Here is a 15,276-nt window from a genome sequence, read left to right as displayed (position 1 = left end):
CTCCGCTCCCGGCGCGCTTGCCCAAACCGACCAACCCAACTACCAATCCCAAACCCGCAGACTCTCGTTATGAACGAGGGACCACCGGGGGGCAGGTCACTCAAAGATGCCGGTCTGCTCAAGTGCCCCAAGACCGGGCAGGATCGCACACTCTACAGCCTGCGCCACACCTACGCGACGTTCGCGCTAGTCAACGACGGCATGGATATCCACGCATTAGCCAAGCAGATGGGCACATCGATTGGGATGATCGAGCGGCACTATAGCCATCTAACACCGCGCATGCACTAGCGAGCTGCTCTGCGTTCACGTCGATGTAGCGTTGCGTCGTGCTTATATGGCTGTGTCCGGCTAGTTCAGCCAGCAAGCGTACTCCCACTCCCTTGTTCGCAAGCCGTGTGATGTATGTGGTTTGAGCATGTCTAGTCCGACTACCGGCAGAATGATCCGCATGTTTGCGAGAAACTGCTCCATATTCGCGACATCGGCTTCGGGCAGTCTGCGGCGGCTGGTGTCTGGTTGCGTTCCGTTGTCGAGCGTTACACGGCCTGCTTGCGCCGTCAGCTGAATAAGCCGTGCCTCAAGGTACTCGGCATGGCCTTTGGACAGGTCATCGTCGCTTGTGGTGACGGCGATGGCGGTTTCCCAGAACTCGCGTTTCTCGGCGCTCTGTTTGATGCGGTCGCGTACTGAGTTGCGCGCTCACTGCTGGCGCGCACGGCAGTGGGGGGCTTATGGGGCGAATGGGGCAGGATATCGCCTGAAATTTCATAATATCAAAATGAATATGATAATGGGAAAATAACTTGCGGGAATCGTGATCTATTGGGAAGTTTGGAGCCGGAGGACAGAACGTGACAACGAGTACCAAGACACGCGGGCGCCAGGCATCTGAGGCGTTGACTGGGGTAGAGGCGAACGAAAGAAAGTCGCCTGGCCGGACGATTCAGTCCGTCGAGCGTGCGCTGCTCCTGCTGGAGGAGGTCGCGAGCGAGCCCGAAGGTCTGACGCTTTCGGATATGGCAGAGCGCACCGGGCTGAATTCCTCGACGTGCCACCACCTCGTGTCCACGCTGGTCAACTGCGGATACCTGACGCACCTGAGCCGCACTCGGGGATATGCTCTGGGGCCAAAGATCAGGGATCTGAACGAATTGGCCGAGCGCGAAACGGACCCGTCGGTTCTACTCAAAGACGATCTCATGGCGCTGGGCCAACAGCTCGGTCGTGGTGTCCAGTTCGCGGTGCTCAGTGAAACCTCGTTGATCACGAAGCTGAGTTTTCCCGATCCGGAGGCCCGGGTCGAGGAACCGGACGAAATCGAAAAGATGACTGCGCTGCACGCGACGGCCACCGGCAAGTCGATCTTGGCCTGGATTCCCGATACCGAACTCGTGCGGGTGATCTCTGCCAACGGGCTCAACGGCTACACTCCCCAAACGATCACGACCCTTTCCGGCCTGATGGAGGAACTGCGGCTCGTGCGTCGCCGCAAGTATGCGATCGACGACGAGGAGTTCCGCAGCGGGGTCGTCTGCATCGGCACCACGCTCCGCGAAGGCGGCGGTGCCGTGGTCGGAGCGATTTCGACCACCCTGCCAGCCCGCGAGGCGACCGACGAATACAGGAAGGCGGTGATCAGCGAGATGATCGCGGCTTCCAACGATTTTTCCAGAAAGCTCCAAGGCGCGCGGCGTTGAAGAGCATGGTTAGCAACGGAGGAGAAACAATGGGAATGCCCGAAAACGTGACCGTGAGTTCGGACTTTCCGATCCCGGAAAAGATGAAGGCTTGGGTGCTTGGGGATCCTGGGCAACTGACGCTGACGGAGAAGCCCGTGCCAGCGCCCAAGAAGGCTGAGGTGCTTGTGCGCATCGACGCGGTCGCCATCTGCGCAACGGACCTCGAGATCATCCACCACGGTCCGCCGGCGATGATCCAGGGCGGCGATCCGTTCAACAAGAACTTCACGCCGGGCCATGAATACATGGGCACGGTCGTGGCCTTGGGCCCGGGTGTCGACGAACATAAGATCGGCGAACGCGTCACGGTCGAAATCCATGCCGGCTGCGGCCAGTGCAAGCGCTGCCGCCAGGGCATGTACACCTCCTGCCACAACTACGGCAAGAACTACGGCGATGTCGACAAGGGGCACCGCGCGAACGGTTTCACCACTGACGGCGGCTTCGCCGAATATGCCGTGAACAACATCAACACGCTGGTGCATGTCGACGACTCCATGTCGGACGAGGAGGCAACGCTCGTCGTGACCGCAGGGACCGCCATGTACGGTCTGACCGAGCTCGGTGGCCTGGTCGCGGGCGAGAGCGTGGTCGTCACCGGCCCGGGGCCGATCGGCCTGCTCGGCGCGGCGGTGGCGAAGGCGCTTGGCGCCCAGCCCGTCATCCTGACCGGCACCCGCGACAACCGTCTCGAAATCGGCAAGAAACTCGGCGCCGATCACGTCATCAACGTGCGCAACGAAGACGCCGTGCAGAAGGTGCGCGAGCTGACCGGCGGCAAGGGCGTCGACTATGTCGTCGAATGCGCCGGAGCGCCGAACGGCCTCAACGAGGCGGCGCAGATGGTCAACCGCGGCGGGAAGATCTGCCTTGCGGCCTTCCCCGGGAACAGCCCCGAGGTCGATGTGGCCTACCTGGTGCGCAACAACATCTACCTTTTCGGCATTCGTGGCGAAGGCAAAAGCGCGACGCACCGCGCCGAGGCTTTCATGCGCCAGAAGCGCTTCGACGCCTCGCTGATCCATACCCACACCTTCGAGATGGAGGATCTGGAGGAAGCGCTGCGCTACGCCAAGGACCGGGTCGATGACGCGATCAAGGTGGTTGTGAAGAACAAGCACGCCCAGGCCCAGAAGGTGGCCGCCGAATAAGCGTTCGGAAACGGGAGGAGACGAGCGATGCTGATCTACGACGAGTATCATCTACCGACGAGCCTGGAGGAGGCTCTTGCCTTGTGGGCGGATGCGCCGGAGGGCAGCCGGCTCGTCTCCGGTGCGACGGATATCCTGCCCTGGGCCCGTGACGGGCGGGCTGGGGACGTGCATCTGCCCGCCCTGATCGACGTGACGCGCATTGGCGAACTGCGCGGTCAAAAGTTCGAGAAGGGACGTGTGCGCCTTGGCGCCAACACTGTCTATCAGGACTTTCTGACCAATGACACGCTGCGGCGGGCCCTGCCGTGCATGCCGCACTGCGCGATCTGGTTCGCCGACGACCAGATCCGCCAGCAGGCCTCGCTGGCGGGGAATCTTGTCAATGCCTCGCCGGTCGCCGACGGGACGCCGCCTGTCGTCGCGCTGAACGGCGAGATCGAGCTCGCCCGTCTGGAGGACGGCGAAATCCGGCGCCGCTGCGTGCCGGTCGTGGACTTCATCGAAGGCCCCGGCCGCACCCGAATCCAGCCGGGCGAGATCGCGACGGCTGTCATCCTCGATGCGGCCAACGGCTATGGCGGGGCGTTCCAGAAGGTGGGCCAGCGCCGCTCGCTCGTGATTTCGGTCGCCTGCTGCGCGGCGCTGGTCAAGACGGACAGTTCCGGCCGGGTGTTCGAGGATGTCCGCCTTGCCTTGGGCGGCGTCGGTCCGGGGCCCATGCGCCTAAGCGCGATCGAAAGCGCGATGCGGGGTGAGCGCGTGTCGCGGGCGCTGATCCGGCGGGTTGCTGCAGGTGCGGGCGACATGGTCGCATCACGCAGCCGTAAGGAATACCGCCGAGAGGTGGTCGTGAATTTCGTCCGGGCGGCACTCGAGGAGGCTCTGGCGAACCAGCCAGACATTGAGGTGAAGTTCCAGGACGCCGGGGAGACGGTCGATGCCTAAGATGAAGCTCGAAATGGAGGTCAACAACCGCAAGGTTGTGAAGGAAACCGATACGCACAAACGCCTGATCGATTTCCTGCGGGAGGATCTGAACCTGACCGGCACCAAGGAGGGCTGCGGCGCCGGGGAATGCGGGACCTGTTCGGTCTTCGTGGACGGCAAGCTGGTCAAATCCTGTCTGATGCCGGCGGCCAAGGCCAATGGCGCGAAAATCGAAACCATCGAGGGCCTTGCCAAGCCCGGCGAGTTGACGCCGGTGCAAAAGGCTTTCCACAAGACCGGGGCGAGCCAGTGCGGCTACTGCATCCCGGGCATGGTCATGGCGGCCACCGCCTGTCTGCGCGAGAACCCGAAAGCCGGGATCGAGGAGATCAAGGAGCGCCTCGGCGGCAATATTTGCCGCTGCACGGGTTACACCAAGATCTTCGAGGCGGTGGAGATTGCGCGTTCCGTCGTGGCGGGTGAAGCCCCGGCCGGCGTGCTCGACGAAGACGAACCGCTTGGGGAATCCTATATCGGCCACAATGTGCGCCGCCTCGATGCGCCGTCCAAGGTCACGGGCCGGCTGAAATATGCCGCGGACATGAAGTTGCCGGACATGCTGCAGATGCAGGTCCTGCGCTCGCCCCATGCCCATGCCAGGATTGTCTCGATCGACACGAGCGAGGCCGAGGCGATGGATGGGGTCGCTTGCGTGATCACCGCCGATGACGTCCCGGGCAAGGACGGTTTCGGGGTCTTCGTGCACGATCAGCCGATCATGGCACGCGGCAAGGTCCGCCATGTGGGCGAGGCCGTCGCCGCCGTCGCGGCCGAGGATCTGGTGACCGCGCGCCGGGCCCTGTCCAAGATCAAGGTGGAATACGAGGTGCTGCCCGGCCTCTTCGATGCCGAGGAAGCGCTGAAGCCCGGCGCTCCGGTCATCCACGATTACGCGCCGGGCAATGTCGTGAAGCATATCCCGGTGCGCAAGGGCGATGTCGAGAAGGGGTTTGCCGAGGCCGACCTCATCCTTGAGGACGACTTCTCCACCCAACAGGTGGAGCATGCCTATCTCGAGCCCGAGGCGGGCGTCGCCTATGTCGATGCCGATGACGTGGTCACGGTGATTTCGCCTTCGCAGAACATCACCCACCACCGGCACATGCTGGCCGACATCATCGCCAAGCCCATCAACAAGGTGCGTTTCATCATGAGCCCCGTGGGCGGCGGTTTTGGCGGCAAGGAGGACATGATCTATCAGGGGATGCTGGCGCTGGCCGCGATGAAGACGCATCGGCCGGTGCAGCTGAACTTCACCCGTGAGGAAAGCCTCATCGCCTCGGCCAAGCGCCATCCCTCCCGCGTCCATTACAGGATGGGGCTGAAACGGGACGGGCGCATCACCGCGGTCGAGTTCAGCATGCTCTCCGACGGCGGCGCCTACGGAATGTCCAGCGAAGGCGTCATGCGCAAGGCGGCGATCCTGTCCTGCGGCCCCTACGAGATCGAAAACCTCAAGGTCGACACCCGCGCGGTCTATACCAACAACACGCCCTCCGGTGCCTTCCGCACCTTCGGCGGCATGCAGGCGCAGTTCGCCACCGAGAGCATGATGGACATGGCTGCCGAGGCGCTCGACCTCGATCCGTTCGAAATCCGCCGGATCAACATGATGAAGATCGGATCCCTGACCCATACTCAGCAGGCGTTGAAGACCGCTTCGCTCGACAGGGTCCTGGACGCGGCAGAGAAAGCCTCCCGCTGGGAGAAGGGCGCCCCGAAAGTCCGCGGCGCGACCCGGCAGGATCTGGACGGTCCTGACACCCGGAAGTCCTGCACGCTCGGCGCCCGGATTGCCGCGGAGGTTTCGGGGGCCGAAAAGGGCCAGAGATCGGGCGCTTCCGAGAAAACCAAAGACAGCGAGAGGGTTGCGTGATGACGAGGACGAAACGCGGCCGCGGCATGGCGGCAAGCTGGTACGGGATCGCGCGCACGGCAACCATCGACCGTGCCGGGGCCTGGGCGGAACTCGATGACGGTGGCACGGCCAAGATCGTGACCGGCGTGACCGAGATCGGCGAGGGTATCCTGACCGTCCTCGCGCAGGTCGCAGCCGACGAGCTGGGTATCCGACCCGAAGACGTGACGATTGGCGATAACGACACTGCCCGTTCGCCCGAGGCGGCCCATGCCGGGGCCACGCGCCAGACCTACATGATCGGCAATTCCGTCGCGCTCGCTTCGCGCGAAGCCAGGAATGTGCTCTTCGAGCAGATCGCGGATCATTGGGAGGTCGAGGCCGATCAGCTTCGCGCCTTCAATGGGGAGATCTGGGCGCTCGAAACCAACCTGCGCATCTCCATGTCTGACGCGGTCGCCATCTGCAAGGGCAGGGGCGTGGTTCCTTTGGGATCGGCCTCTTTCACCGCGCATGGCACCGGGCTTGATCCGGTGGACGGGCGTGGCGCGCCCTGGCAGGCGTATGTCTTTGGCACTCAGGTCGCCGAGGTGGAGGTCGACACCTATACCGGCGAGGTGCAGGTGCTGGGCATTTGGGCCGCACACGACGTGGGGCGTGCGATCAACCCGCGCGGTGTCGAGGGGCAGATCGAAGGGGGCGTGGTGCAGGGGCTCGGCCAGGCGCTGATGGAGGAATACATTACCGTCGACGGGCACACGACCACCCACGGTTTTGCCAAATACATCCTGCCGACATCCCTCGACGTGCCGCAGATCAACTGCGTGATCGTCGAGGATCCCGATCCCGAAAGCCCGCTACAGGCCAAGGGGATCGGCGAGCCGGCGCTCGTGCCGACGGCGCCGGCCATCATGAATGCCATCTACGACGCGATTGGTGTGCGCATAAAATCCTTGCCGGCGACGCCGGAGAAGATCCTCAAGGCGCTGCGGGAGCATTCCTCGGACCGTCAGATGATCGCAAACGCCAATCGCGAAGAACGTGCGCGGTTGCACGAGAGAAGTGCGACTTAGTGCGAATCTGGGCGCGGCGGAAATGAGGAGCCGCCACGCCTGAAACAACAAGGGAGGAAAAAAATGAAGTTTACATATCGAATCCGGGGTGCCGTTACGGCGATCGCCGCGGTGGCCCTCGTGGCGCTGGGCGGGGCTGCCAAGGCGGAATTCCCCGAAAAACCGGTCGAGATGACCGTGCTGTTCGGCGGCACCGCCAACACCATCGCCCAGCTTCTGTCGGAACTCATGTCCGACGCGCTTGGCCAGCCGGTGGTGCCGGTCAGCCGCACCGGTGGCGGGGGCGCAGTGGGCTATTCCCACGTCGTGGGCACTGCGCCGGACGGCTACAACATCGTCTGGAACTCAAATTCCATCAACACAGCGCGTCATACGGGCCATGTGCCCTTCGACTACTCGGCCTTCGCGCCGATCGCGCGCGTGTCGATTGAGATCCCGGCGCTGGCAGTCAACGCCTCGACCGGCTGGACGTCGCTCGCTGACATGGCCGAGGCTGCAAAATCCTCGGACAAGATCCTGCGCGTCGGTATCTCCGGCAAGGGGTCGTTCACGCACCTCACATCCGCGGCGCTTTTTGACGCCATGGGGATCGGTGACAAGGTCGCTTACATCTCCTACGGCAAGGGCAAGGCGCCTGTTGAACTCCTGGCCGGGCGCATCGACGCCGCCATCCAGTGGCCGGGCCAGTTCAAGTCCTATGTCGAAGCTGGCGATCTGACCGTGCTGGCCGTGACCGGGGACGAACGCGTGGCCATCCTCCCCGACGTGCCTACCGCCATGGAGCAGGATGTCGACGTGAACATCTCCATGTGGCGCGGCCTGGCCGCACCGGCTGGCACGCCAGAGGACGTCGTCGCCAAGCTCGCAGCCGCGGCGGAAGAGGCCGTGGACAGCGAAGAATTCCAGAAGGCCGCGGGCAATATCGGCTTCTCGCCCGCTTACCAAGGGTCTGAGGAGTTCGGAAAGCTGATCGCCAAAGACGACAAATTCTACGGCGATCTGCTGAAAAAACTCGGCATGGCGATGTGACCGAGAACCGGAGGAGTGGGAGATGACTGACCGTCGCAAGGATACTGTCTTCAGTTGCGTAATGTTCTTGTTGGCTGGGGCCTGGACGTGGCAGGTCCTCTCTACCATTCCTCCGGGCTACGGTGACGGAGACATCGGCCCACGGGCCTTTCCGCTGGCCTTCGGGCTTATCTTGTTGGCTCTGGCGGCCCTCCTGTTCGTCACGTCGTGGCCGCCTGATCGGGAAGACCTCTGTGTGGTCGCCCCTGGCGGGAAGGAAGTGCAGCTCAGTCAGAAGATCCACTGGCTGCCAAGCGCGCTGCTTCTCGGCGAACTCGTTCTTTACGGTTTTCTGCTCGAGAAACTCGGCTTCTTGATCGCGACGCCCGTGGTCATTCTCTTGGTGATGATGCTGAACCTGCGCATCCGCTCCCTTCGCCGCCTTTTCGGTATGTCTCTCGGCCTCACGCTGGGCTGTTGGCTGGTTTTTGAGAAGCTGCTCGGCATCTACCTCGCCAGTGGCACTTGGATCGATCTGGGATAACCATCATGGAACTCTTTCTCCAAGCCGCGAGTGTTGCCTTTCTGCCGTCGGCCATAGGCGCGGTCGGCCTCGGGGTCCTGATCGGCCTCATCTTTGGCTCGATCCCCGGTCTGACCTTCACGGTCGCACTGGCACTCGCCCTGCCGATCACATTCAGCATGGAGCCGGTTGCGGCGATTGGTCTTCTGCTGGGGACCTATATCGGCGGCATGACCGGCGGGTCGGTATCGGCGATCCTGTTGGGCATCCCCGGCACGCCCTCCGCCGCCGCGACCGTGCTCGACGGCTATCCGATGACAAAGAAGGGGGAAGCATCCATCGCGCTCGGCACCGCCGTAATCGTCTCGGTTTTTGGCGGCATCTTCAGCCTGATCGTCATGATTGTGTCCGTCGATCTTGTTTCGCGCCTTGCCATCAGCTTCGGGCCCGCGGAGATCTTCGCGCTGGTTCTCTTCGGCATGTCGACAATTTGCGGCCTCTGCGGCGGCTCGATAATCAAGGGGCTGATCAGCGGTGTGCTCGGCCTGATGATGATGACGATCGGCCTGGACGAGATCGACGGCGTCCCGCGCATGACCTTCGACAGCGTGAATCTTTTGCAGGGTGTGAACCTGCTCGTAGCGATGATCGGGCTGTTCGCCATACCCTTCATCATCGAGGTCGCGACGCAGAGAATGGACGTGGCACCCACGCGGGTTGCGAAGATCCGGGCCCATCTGCCCTCGCTGAATCTGCTCTGGCGGAAGGTCTGGCTGATGGTTCGCTGCTCGGTGCTTGGAACCGGGATCGGGGCCATTCCCGGAACGGGCGGTGCCATCGCCTCCTTCCTCGCTTACGACCATGCCCGCCGCTTCTCGAAGGAACGCGACTCCTTCGGCAAAGGGAATATCGAGGGCGTCATCGCGCCCGAGACGGCCAACAACGCCGTGACTGGCGGGACGCTGATCCCGCTTCTGTCCCTCGGCATCCCGGGTGACCCGGCCACGGCCATCGTTCTCGCCGGCCTCATGATCCACGGCATCACCCCGGGACCGGCACTCTTCATGCAGCATGCGACCGAGGTGTACGGCATGTATATCGCGGTGGTCATTGCCTATGTCTGGGTGCTGGCGCTGCAACTCGTCGGCATCCGCTTCTTCGTCCACGTTCTGAAGATCCCGCGCGAGTTGCTGGCCGTCGCCGTCCTGGTTCTCTGCGCCATCGGCGCCTATTCGATCCGCAATAGCGCCTTCGACATCTACGCCATGGGGGTCATCGGCGTGCTCGCCTATGTATTCGTCGCCCTCAGGGTGCCGATCACGCCGATCATTCTCGGCATGGTGCTGGGGCCGACTCTGGAAAACGAGTTCCGCACGGCGATGATGCTCTCCGGCGGCAAGGCCGGCATCTTCCTAACCTCACCCATAGCTCTGCTTTTCTTCACGCTGGCCCTGCTTGTCATCGGGCTCCAGGTTGTGAGCGAGCTGAAGTTCAGAAGAAATCCCCAGGAGAAGGTCAAAGCATAATGCTCGACAAGAACCGAGTGCCCGAAGTGGCCGAACAGGAAATTCGCGCGCGTGCCATCCGGCTTGCTGTCAGACCCGTGGACGAGGCCCTGCTGGACGAGGCAGAGGGGGATACCCTTGAGGTCACTCTGTCGGAGGCGCTGGTCATCGGCCTTATGAAACAAGGCGTCACGCAGTTCTACGCGATCTTCGGCCACGGCTCGACCGACTTGGGAGAGGTCCTGCGGATCTACCACGAAGAAGGGGCGCTGACCGTCATCAACTGCCGCAACGAGGTCGAGATGGCCCATGCCGCGACCTCCTATGCATGGGTCTACAACAAGACACCTGCGGTCGTGACGTCGATCGGGCCGGGCGGGCTTCAGGCGATGGCCGGCTCTCTCGCGGCGTCGTCGAATGGGGTGGGCGTCTACCATATCTATGGAGACGAGACGACCCGGGGCGAAGGCTACAACATGCAGCAGGTGCCGAAGCCCGAGCAGGGGATCTTCGGCAAGGTGACGGCCCTCATGGGCCAATCCTACACGCTGCACACGCCTGGCGCGCTCAGGGAATGCCTGCGCCGCGGTTCAACCTGCGTGCACCACCCCTACAAGGCGGGCCCCTTCTTCATACTCCTTCCGATCAACACACAGCCCCAGCGGGCCGAGTTCAACATCCGCACCCTGCCCGGGCGCAACCGCATCCCGGCCCTGGCGCCTGCGGGTGACGGTGATTTCCAGGCGGCCGTTGCGCTGTTGCGGACCCATGAGAAGGTGGTGATCAAGGCCGGCGGCGGCACGCGCGGGCACGCGGAGGCGGTGCGCGACTTCGCCTGCAAGATCGGTGCTCCGGTGGTGCTGTCGCCCGGATCGACCGGGGTCATAATGGATTCCCATGCGCAGAACATGCATGTGGGAGGCTCCAAGGGGTCGATCAGCGGCAACTACGCGATGCAGAACGCCGAGGCGGTGGTCTTCATCGGGAGCCGAGGCGTCTGTCAAGCCGACTGCTCCGGTATCGGCTATCCCAACGCGCGGGCCGCGCTGAACATCAACGGCGATTTTGACGACCTGCACCATTATGCCAACACGGTTGGACTGCCGGGTGACATCTCGGCGGTGATCGAGAAACTCCTTGCCGCGCTTGGCGAGGACACCGGGGCTGGACGACGGAAGCAATGGCTCAAGGATTGCGAAGCCAAGAAGAAGGAATGGACTGAGTTCAAGGCAAAGCGCATCAACGCTGCTCCCATCCTCGATCCGGTCTGGCAGCGTCCGGTGCTCGCACAGCCTGCGGCGATCCACGCGGTGGCCGACTTCGCCAAGAAGAAGGGAGCCATCAAGTTCTTCGACGCCGGCGACGTGCAGGCGAACGGCTTCCAGCTGGTCGAAGATGACGAGCCCGGCCAGACCTTCACCGAGACCGGTGCATCTTTCATGGGGTTCGCGGGATCCGCGCTTCTGGGCGCGGCCTATGTCGAGGAGGCCAAATACGGCATCGCCTTCACCGGCGACGGATCCTTCATGATGAACCCGCAAATCCTGATCGACGCCGTGGAGCACCGCGTCAAGGGCATGATCGCGCTCTTCGACAACCGGCGGATGGCTGCGATCACCGGGCTTCAGCTGGAGCAGTACGGCAAGGAGTTCAAGACGAACGACTCTGTCGCGGTCGACTATGTTGCGCTTGCGGGCGCAGTCGGGGGCGTCAAGGCGCTCTTCGGTGGGGCAAGCCGGGACGAGCTTAACGCGGCGCTGGAGGAGGCCTATGCCCATGACGGTCTCTCGCTCGTTCACATCCCGGTCTACTCGGGTCCGGACTCGCTTGGGGGAATGGGTGCTTACGGGTCCTGGAACGTCGGCAACTGGGTCGACGATGTCCAGTCCCAATACCTGAACGCAACGATCTAAAAGAGATGCCCATGTACAACGATCTTAATCTCTATATCCGCGGCGATTGGCGGCCAGCCTCGGACAATGCCACGAAGTCCGTCACCGACCCCTCCACCGAGGAGGTGATCGGCAATATCGCCGTCGCCACCGAGGCTGATATCGAGGAGGCGCTGTCGGCGGCCAAAGAGGGCTTCAAGGTCTGGAAGCGCACTGGCACCTGGGAGCGCGCCGCGAAGATCCGCCGCGTGGCCGAGTTGATCCGGTCGCGCACCGAGGAGATCGCGACCCTCATGTCGCTCGAGACGGGCAAGCCGCTGGCCGAGGCCCGGGGGGAGACCGGCGCGGCCGCGGACCAGTTCGAGTGGTACTCGGAAGAGACCAAGCGGATCTATGGCCAGATCATCGAGGCCCGGACGCAAGACAGCCGCATGGCGGTGATCCATCAGCCTGTGGGGGTCGTCGCGGCCTTCTCCGCCTGGAACTTCCCCGCGCTTCTGCCGGCGCGGAAGATGGCCGCGGCGCTTGCCGCAGGCTGCGCCATCATCGTCAAGCCGGCGGGAGAGACGCCCGCCTCCTGCGCGGCGCTCGTGCAGGCCTGCCACGACGCTGGCATCCCGCCGGGTGTCGTCAACATGGTGACGGGCAGTTCCAGACAGATCGCGGCGCAGCTCATCCGCTCGCCCATCGTGCGCAAGGTCAGCGTCACCGGCTCCGTGCCGGTGGGCAAGCAGATCCTGTCGCTTGCCGCAGAGGGGGTGAAGAAGGTCTCGATGGAACTGGGCGGCCACGGGCCGGTCGTCGTGTTCGACGATTTCGACCCCGTGGAAGCCGCGAATATCTGCGCGCCGACCAAGTTCCGGAATTGCGGGCAGGTCTGCATCTCGCCCACGCGCTTCTATGTGCACGAGAAAAGCTATGACGCCTTCGCCTCGCGCTTCGCCGAGATCGCGAAGTCGCTGAAAATCGGCCGTGGTCTCGACGAGGGCGTGCAGGTCGGTCCGATGGCCAACCGGCGCGGGCTGGAGACGATCCAGAAGATGACCGAGGATGCCGTCGCGCGCGGCGCCGAACTACTGGCCGGCGGCAAGACCCCTGCCGGATCGAACAAGGGATATTTCATCGAACCGACCGTTCTGGGCCGCGTGCCCGACGACGCGCTGGTGATGAACGAGGAGCCCTTTGGCCCGATCGCGCCGATCACCACCTTCCGCGACTACGACGAGGTCATCGAACGGGCGAATGCCTTGCCTTTCGGCCTCGCCGGCTACGTTTTTTCGAACGATCTGAGTGTCGCGACCCGGGCCTATGAGGATCTCGAACTCGGCATGGTGGGCGTGAACGAGATGCTTCTGGCCACGGCCGAGGCCCCGTTCGGCGGCGTGAAGGAAAGCGGCATGGGGCGTGAGGGCGGATCGCTGGGCATCCACGATTACCTCGACCCCAAATACGTCAAGATCAGACTCGTGGGATAAACTCAAATGACAGACAGGAATGAACAGGGCCTCGCGCGGGGCCTGACCAATTATGGCGACCGCGATTTCTCGGTTTATCTCCGCAACTCCTTCGCCGCGTCGATGGGGTATTCGCGGGATGTCTTGAAGAAACCGATCGTCGGGATCGCCAACAGCTTTTCGGGTTTCAACAATTGCCACCGGCATTTTCCGGAACTGGTGGAGGCGGTGAAACGGGGGGTCCTGCTCGGGGGCGGCCTGCCCATCGAGTTCCCCACCATCTCGCTGGGCGAAGTGTTCTTGAACCCCACGAGCCTCAAGTTTCGGAACCTCATGTCGATGGACACCGAGGAGATGATCCGTGCGCAACCGATGGATGCGGTGGTCCTGATCGGCGGATGCGACAAGACGGTGCCGGCGCAGCTCATGGGCGCGGCCTCGGCCGATCTGCCGGCGGTTCAGCTTGTCGCCGGACCGATGATGACCTCGCGCTATGGCGAAGAGAGGCTTGGCGCCTGCACCGATTGCCGGCGCTTCTGGGGCAAGTACCGGGCCGGAGAGATCACGACCGATCAGATCAACGATATCGAAGGGCGCCTGGCGACGACGGCGGGCACCTGCGCGGTGATGGGCACCGCCTCGACCATGGCCTGCATCGCCGAGACACTGGGGATGTCGCTGCCGGGAACGGCCGCCATCCCGGCGGTCCACGCCGATCGCCTGCGTGCGGCCGAAGCATCCGGCATGGCAGCGGCGCGGATGATCGCCAACCCGATCCGGCCGAGCCAGGTCATCACAGAGAGATCAGTGGAGAACGCGCTGCGTATGCTTCTGGCGCTCGGGGGGTCGACCAATGCCATCATTCACCTGACCGCCGTGGCCGGGAGGCTCGGAATCAAGGTGGCGCTCGAGCGGCTGAACGAGCTCTCCGACACCACCCCGGTGCTGGTGAACCTCAAGCCGGTGGGCTCGCATTACATGGAGGACTTCTTCCACGCAGGCGGTGTGGGTGCCGTGTTGCGCGAGCTGAAGCCGCTTCTGCATCTCGACACGATCGACGTCACCGGTGAGACCCTGGGCGACCGGCTGGAGAAGGATCCCGGCTATGTTGATCACCGAGTGATCGCAAAGGCGAGCGCGCCGCTCGAGCCGCAGGGCGGTCTGGTGGCGCTCTTCGGCAATCTTGCGCCGCGGGGGGCGATCCTGAAGCGTTCCGCCGCTGATAAGAACCTGTTCGAGAAGGAGGGAAGGGCGGTCGTGTTCTCCTCTCTGGAGGATCTGGCAACGCGGGTCGACGACCCCGATCTCGATATCGCCGAGGATGACTTCATGGTGCTGCAGAACGCTGGGCCCAAGAGCGCCTCGGGCATGCCGGAGGCGGGCTACCTGCCGATCCCGAAAAAGTTGAGCACCCAGGGCGTGAAGGACATGGTGCGCATTTCGGATGCGCGCATGTCGGGCACGGCCTTCGGCACGATCGTGCTGCACGTCACGCCCGAGGCCTCGGTCGGGGGGGTGCTGGCGTTGGTGAGGACGGGCGACAGGATCCGCCTCTCGGTCGCGAAAAAGAGCATCGAACTTCTGGTCGATGAGACAGAGCTTGAGCGCCGCCGCGCCGAATGGGCCCCCTCCGTTCAGCCACTGGAGGAGCGGCGCGGCTACGACCGGCTCTACGCGGCAGAGGTGACTCAGGCCGACGAGGGGTGCGATTTCGCGTTTCTGCAGCCGGTTGGAAAAACCGACGATGATATCGAGGAGAGCAGCCGATGAAATTCGGAGTTCCCAAGGAGGTCTTGCCGGGCGAGGCCCGCGTGGCGATGACGCCGGAGTCGGCCGCGATGATCCAGAAGTTGGGATTCGATTGCCTGATCGAGACCGGAGCGGGCGAGGCCGCGGGTTTCTCCGATGAGGACTACCGCGCGGCCGGGGTGTCGGTCGTCGCGGATGCGGCGGCGCTTTGGGCCCGGGCGGATGTCGTGGCGAAGGTTCGCGAGCCCTCGGAGACGGAGGCGAAGCGTCTGGTGAAGGGTCAGACGCTGATCAGCTTCTTCTGGCCGGCGCAGAACGAGGCTCTGCTTGA

At 63.5% G+C, this 15,276-nt stretch carries 11 protein-coding genes and 2 pseudogenes; 12 read left to right on the top strand and 1 reads right to left on the bottom strand.

Annotated features, from left to right (window positions below; all coding sequences use genetic code 11):
• Positions 1–271: 271 nt before the first annotated feature.
• Positions 272–439: pseudogene (locus tag KCI33_RS18000) on the bottom strand (tyrosine-type recombinase/integrase); the annotation flags it as partial.
• 415 nt (positions 440–854) lie between these two features.
• Here KCI33_RS18000 and KCI33_RS17385 point away from each other — a divergent pair.
• The 12 genes and pseudogenes from KCI33_RS17385 to KCI33_RS17330 all read left to right on the top strand — a co-directional run.
• Entirely contained in the window at positions 855–1,700 is an 846-nt protein-coding gene (locus tag KCI33_RS17385; RefSeq protein ID WP_212526073.1) for an IclR family transcriptional regulator, read from the top strand.
• A gap of 35 nt (positions 1,701–1,735) precedes the next feature.
• Complete coding sequence (locus tag KCI33_RS17380) at positions 1,736–2,893, top strand: zinc-binding dehydrogenase (protein WP_249139133.1); 1,158 nt, start codon at positions 1,736–1,738, stop codon at positions 2,891–2,893.
• A gap of 27 nt (positions 2,894–2,920) precedes the next feature.
• Complete coding sequence (locus KCI33_RS17375) at positions 2,921–3,841, top strand: FAD binding domain-containing protein (RefSeq protein WP_212526071.1); 921 nt, start codon at positions 2,921–2,923, stop codon at positions 3,839–3,841.
• The gene (locus tag KCI33_RS17370; protein WP_212526070.1) at positions 3,834–5,759 is read left to right on the top strand and encodes a molybdopterin cofactor-binding domain-containing protein; all 1,926 of its coding nucleotides are present in this window, start codon (positions 3,834–3,836) and stop codon (positions 5,757–5,759) included. The genes KCI33_RS17375 and KCI33_RS17370 overlap by 8 nt, the downstream gene beginning before the upstream one ends.
• A complete protein-coding gene (locus KCI33_RS17365; protein ID WP_212526069.1) occupies positions 5,759–6,814 on the top strand; it encodes a molybdopterin cofactor-binding domain-containing protein in 1,056 nt (351 codons plus the stop codon). Before KCI33_RS17370 ends, KCI33_RS17365 begins: the two co-directional genes overlap by 1 nt.
• Positions 6,815–6,877: 63 nt before the next feature.
• On the top strand, positions 6,878–7,843 hold the full coding sequence (locus KCI33_RS17360) for a tripartite tricarboxylate transporter substrate binding protein (RefSeq protein ID WP_212526068.1): 966 nt from the start codon (positions 6,878–6,880) through the stop codon (positions 7,841–7,843).
• A gap of 22 nt (positions 7,844–7,865) precedes the next feature.
• On the top strand, positions 7,866–8,366 hold the full coding sequence (locus KCI33_RS17355) for a tripartite tricarboxylate transporter TctB family protein (protein WP_212526067.1): 501 nt from the start codon (positions 7,866–7,868) through the stop codon (positions 8,364–8,366).
• A 5-nt stretch (positions 8,367–8,371) separates the two neighbouring features.
• Positions 8,372–9,871 (top strand): tripartite tricarboxylate transporter permease, encoded by a 1,500-nt coding sequence (locus KCI33_RS17350; RefSeq protein WP_212526066.1) that lies wholly within the window; start codon positions 8,372–8,374, stop codon positions 9,869–9,871.
• Entirely contained in the window at positions 9,871–11,763 is a 1,893-nt protein-coding gene (locus KCI33_RS17345) for a thiamine pyrophosphate-dependent enzyme (protein WP_212526065.1), read from the top strand. The genes KCI33_RS17350 and KCI33_RS17345 overlap by 1 nt, the downstream gene beginning before the upstream one ends.
• 11 nt (positions 11,764–11,774) lie before the next feature.
• Positions 11,775–13,217, top strand: a complete 1,443-nt coding sequence (locus KCI33_RS17340; protein ID WP_212526064.1) for an NAD-dependent succinate-semialdehyde dehydrogenase — start codon at positions 11,775–11,777, stop codon at positions 13,215–13,217.
• Between the two features lie 6 nt (positions 13,218–13,223).
• Positions 13,224–14,966 carry a dihydroxy-acid dehydratase gene (locus KCI33_RS17335; RefSeq protein WP_212526063.1) on the top strand — a complete coding sequence of 581 codons (1,743 nt, stop codon included), beginning with the start codon at positions 13,224–13,226 and terminating at the stop codon, positions 14,964–14,966.
• A pseudogene (locus KCI33_RS17330) lies at positions 14,963–15,276 on the top strand (NAD(P)(+) transhydrogenase (Re/Si-specific) subunit alpha); the annotation flags it as partial. The gene KCI33_RS17335 and the pseudogene KCI33_RS17330, both read left to right, overlap by 4 nt.

This window comes from Actibacterium sp. MT2.3-13A (assembly GCF_018139985.1).
Taxonomy (GTDB): domain Bacteria; phylum Pseudomonadota; class Alphaproteobacteria; order Rhodobacterales; family Rhodobacteraceae; genus JAGSOU01.
Note: the sequence above shows the minus strand (reverse complement) of the source record. Positions and strands in the feature narration are given on the sequence as shown.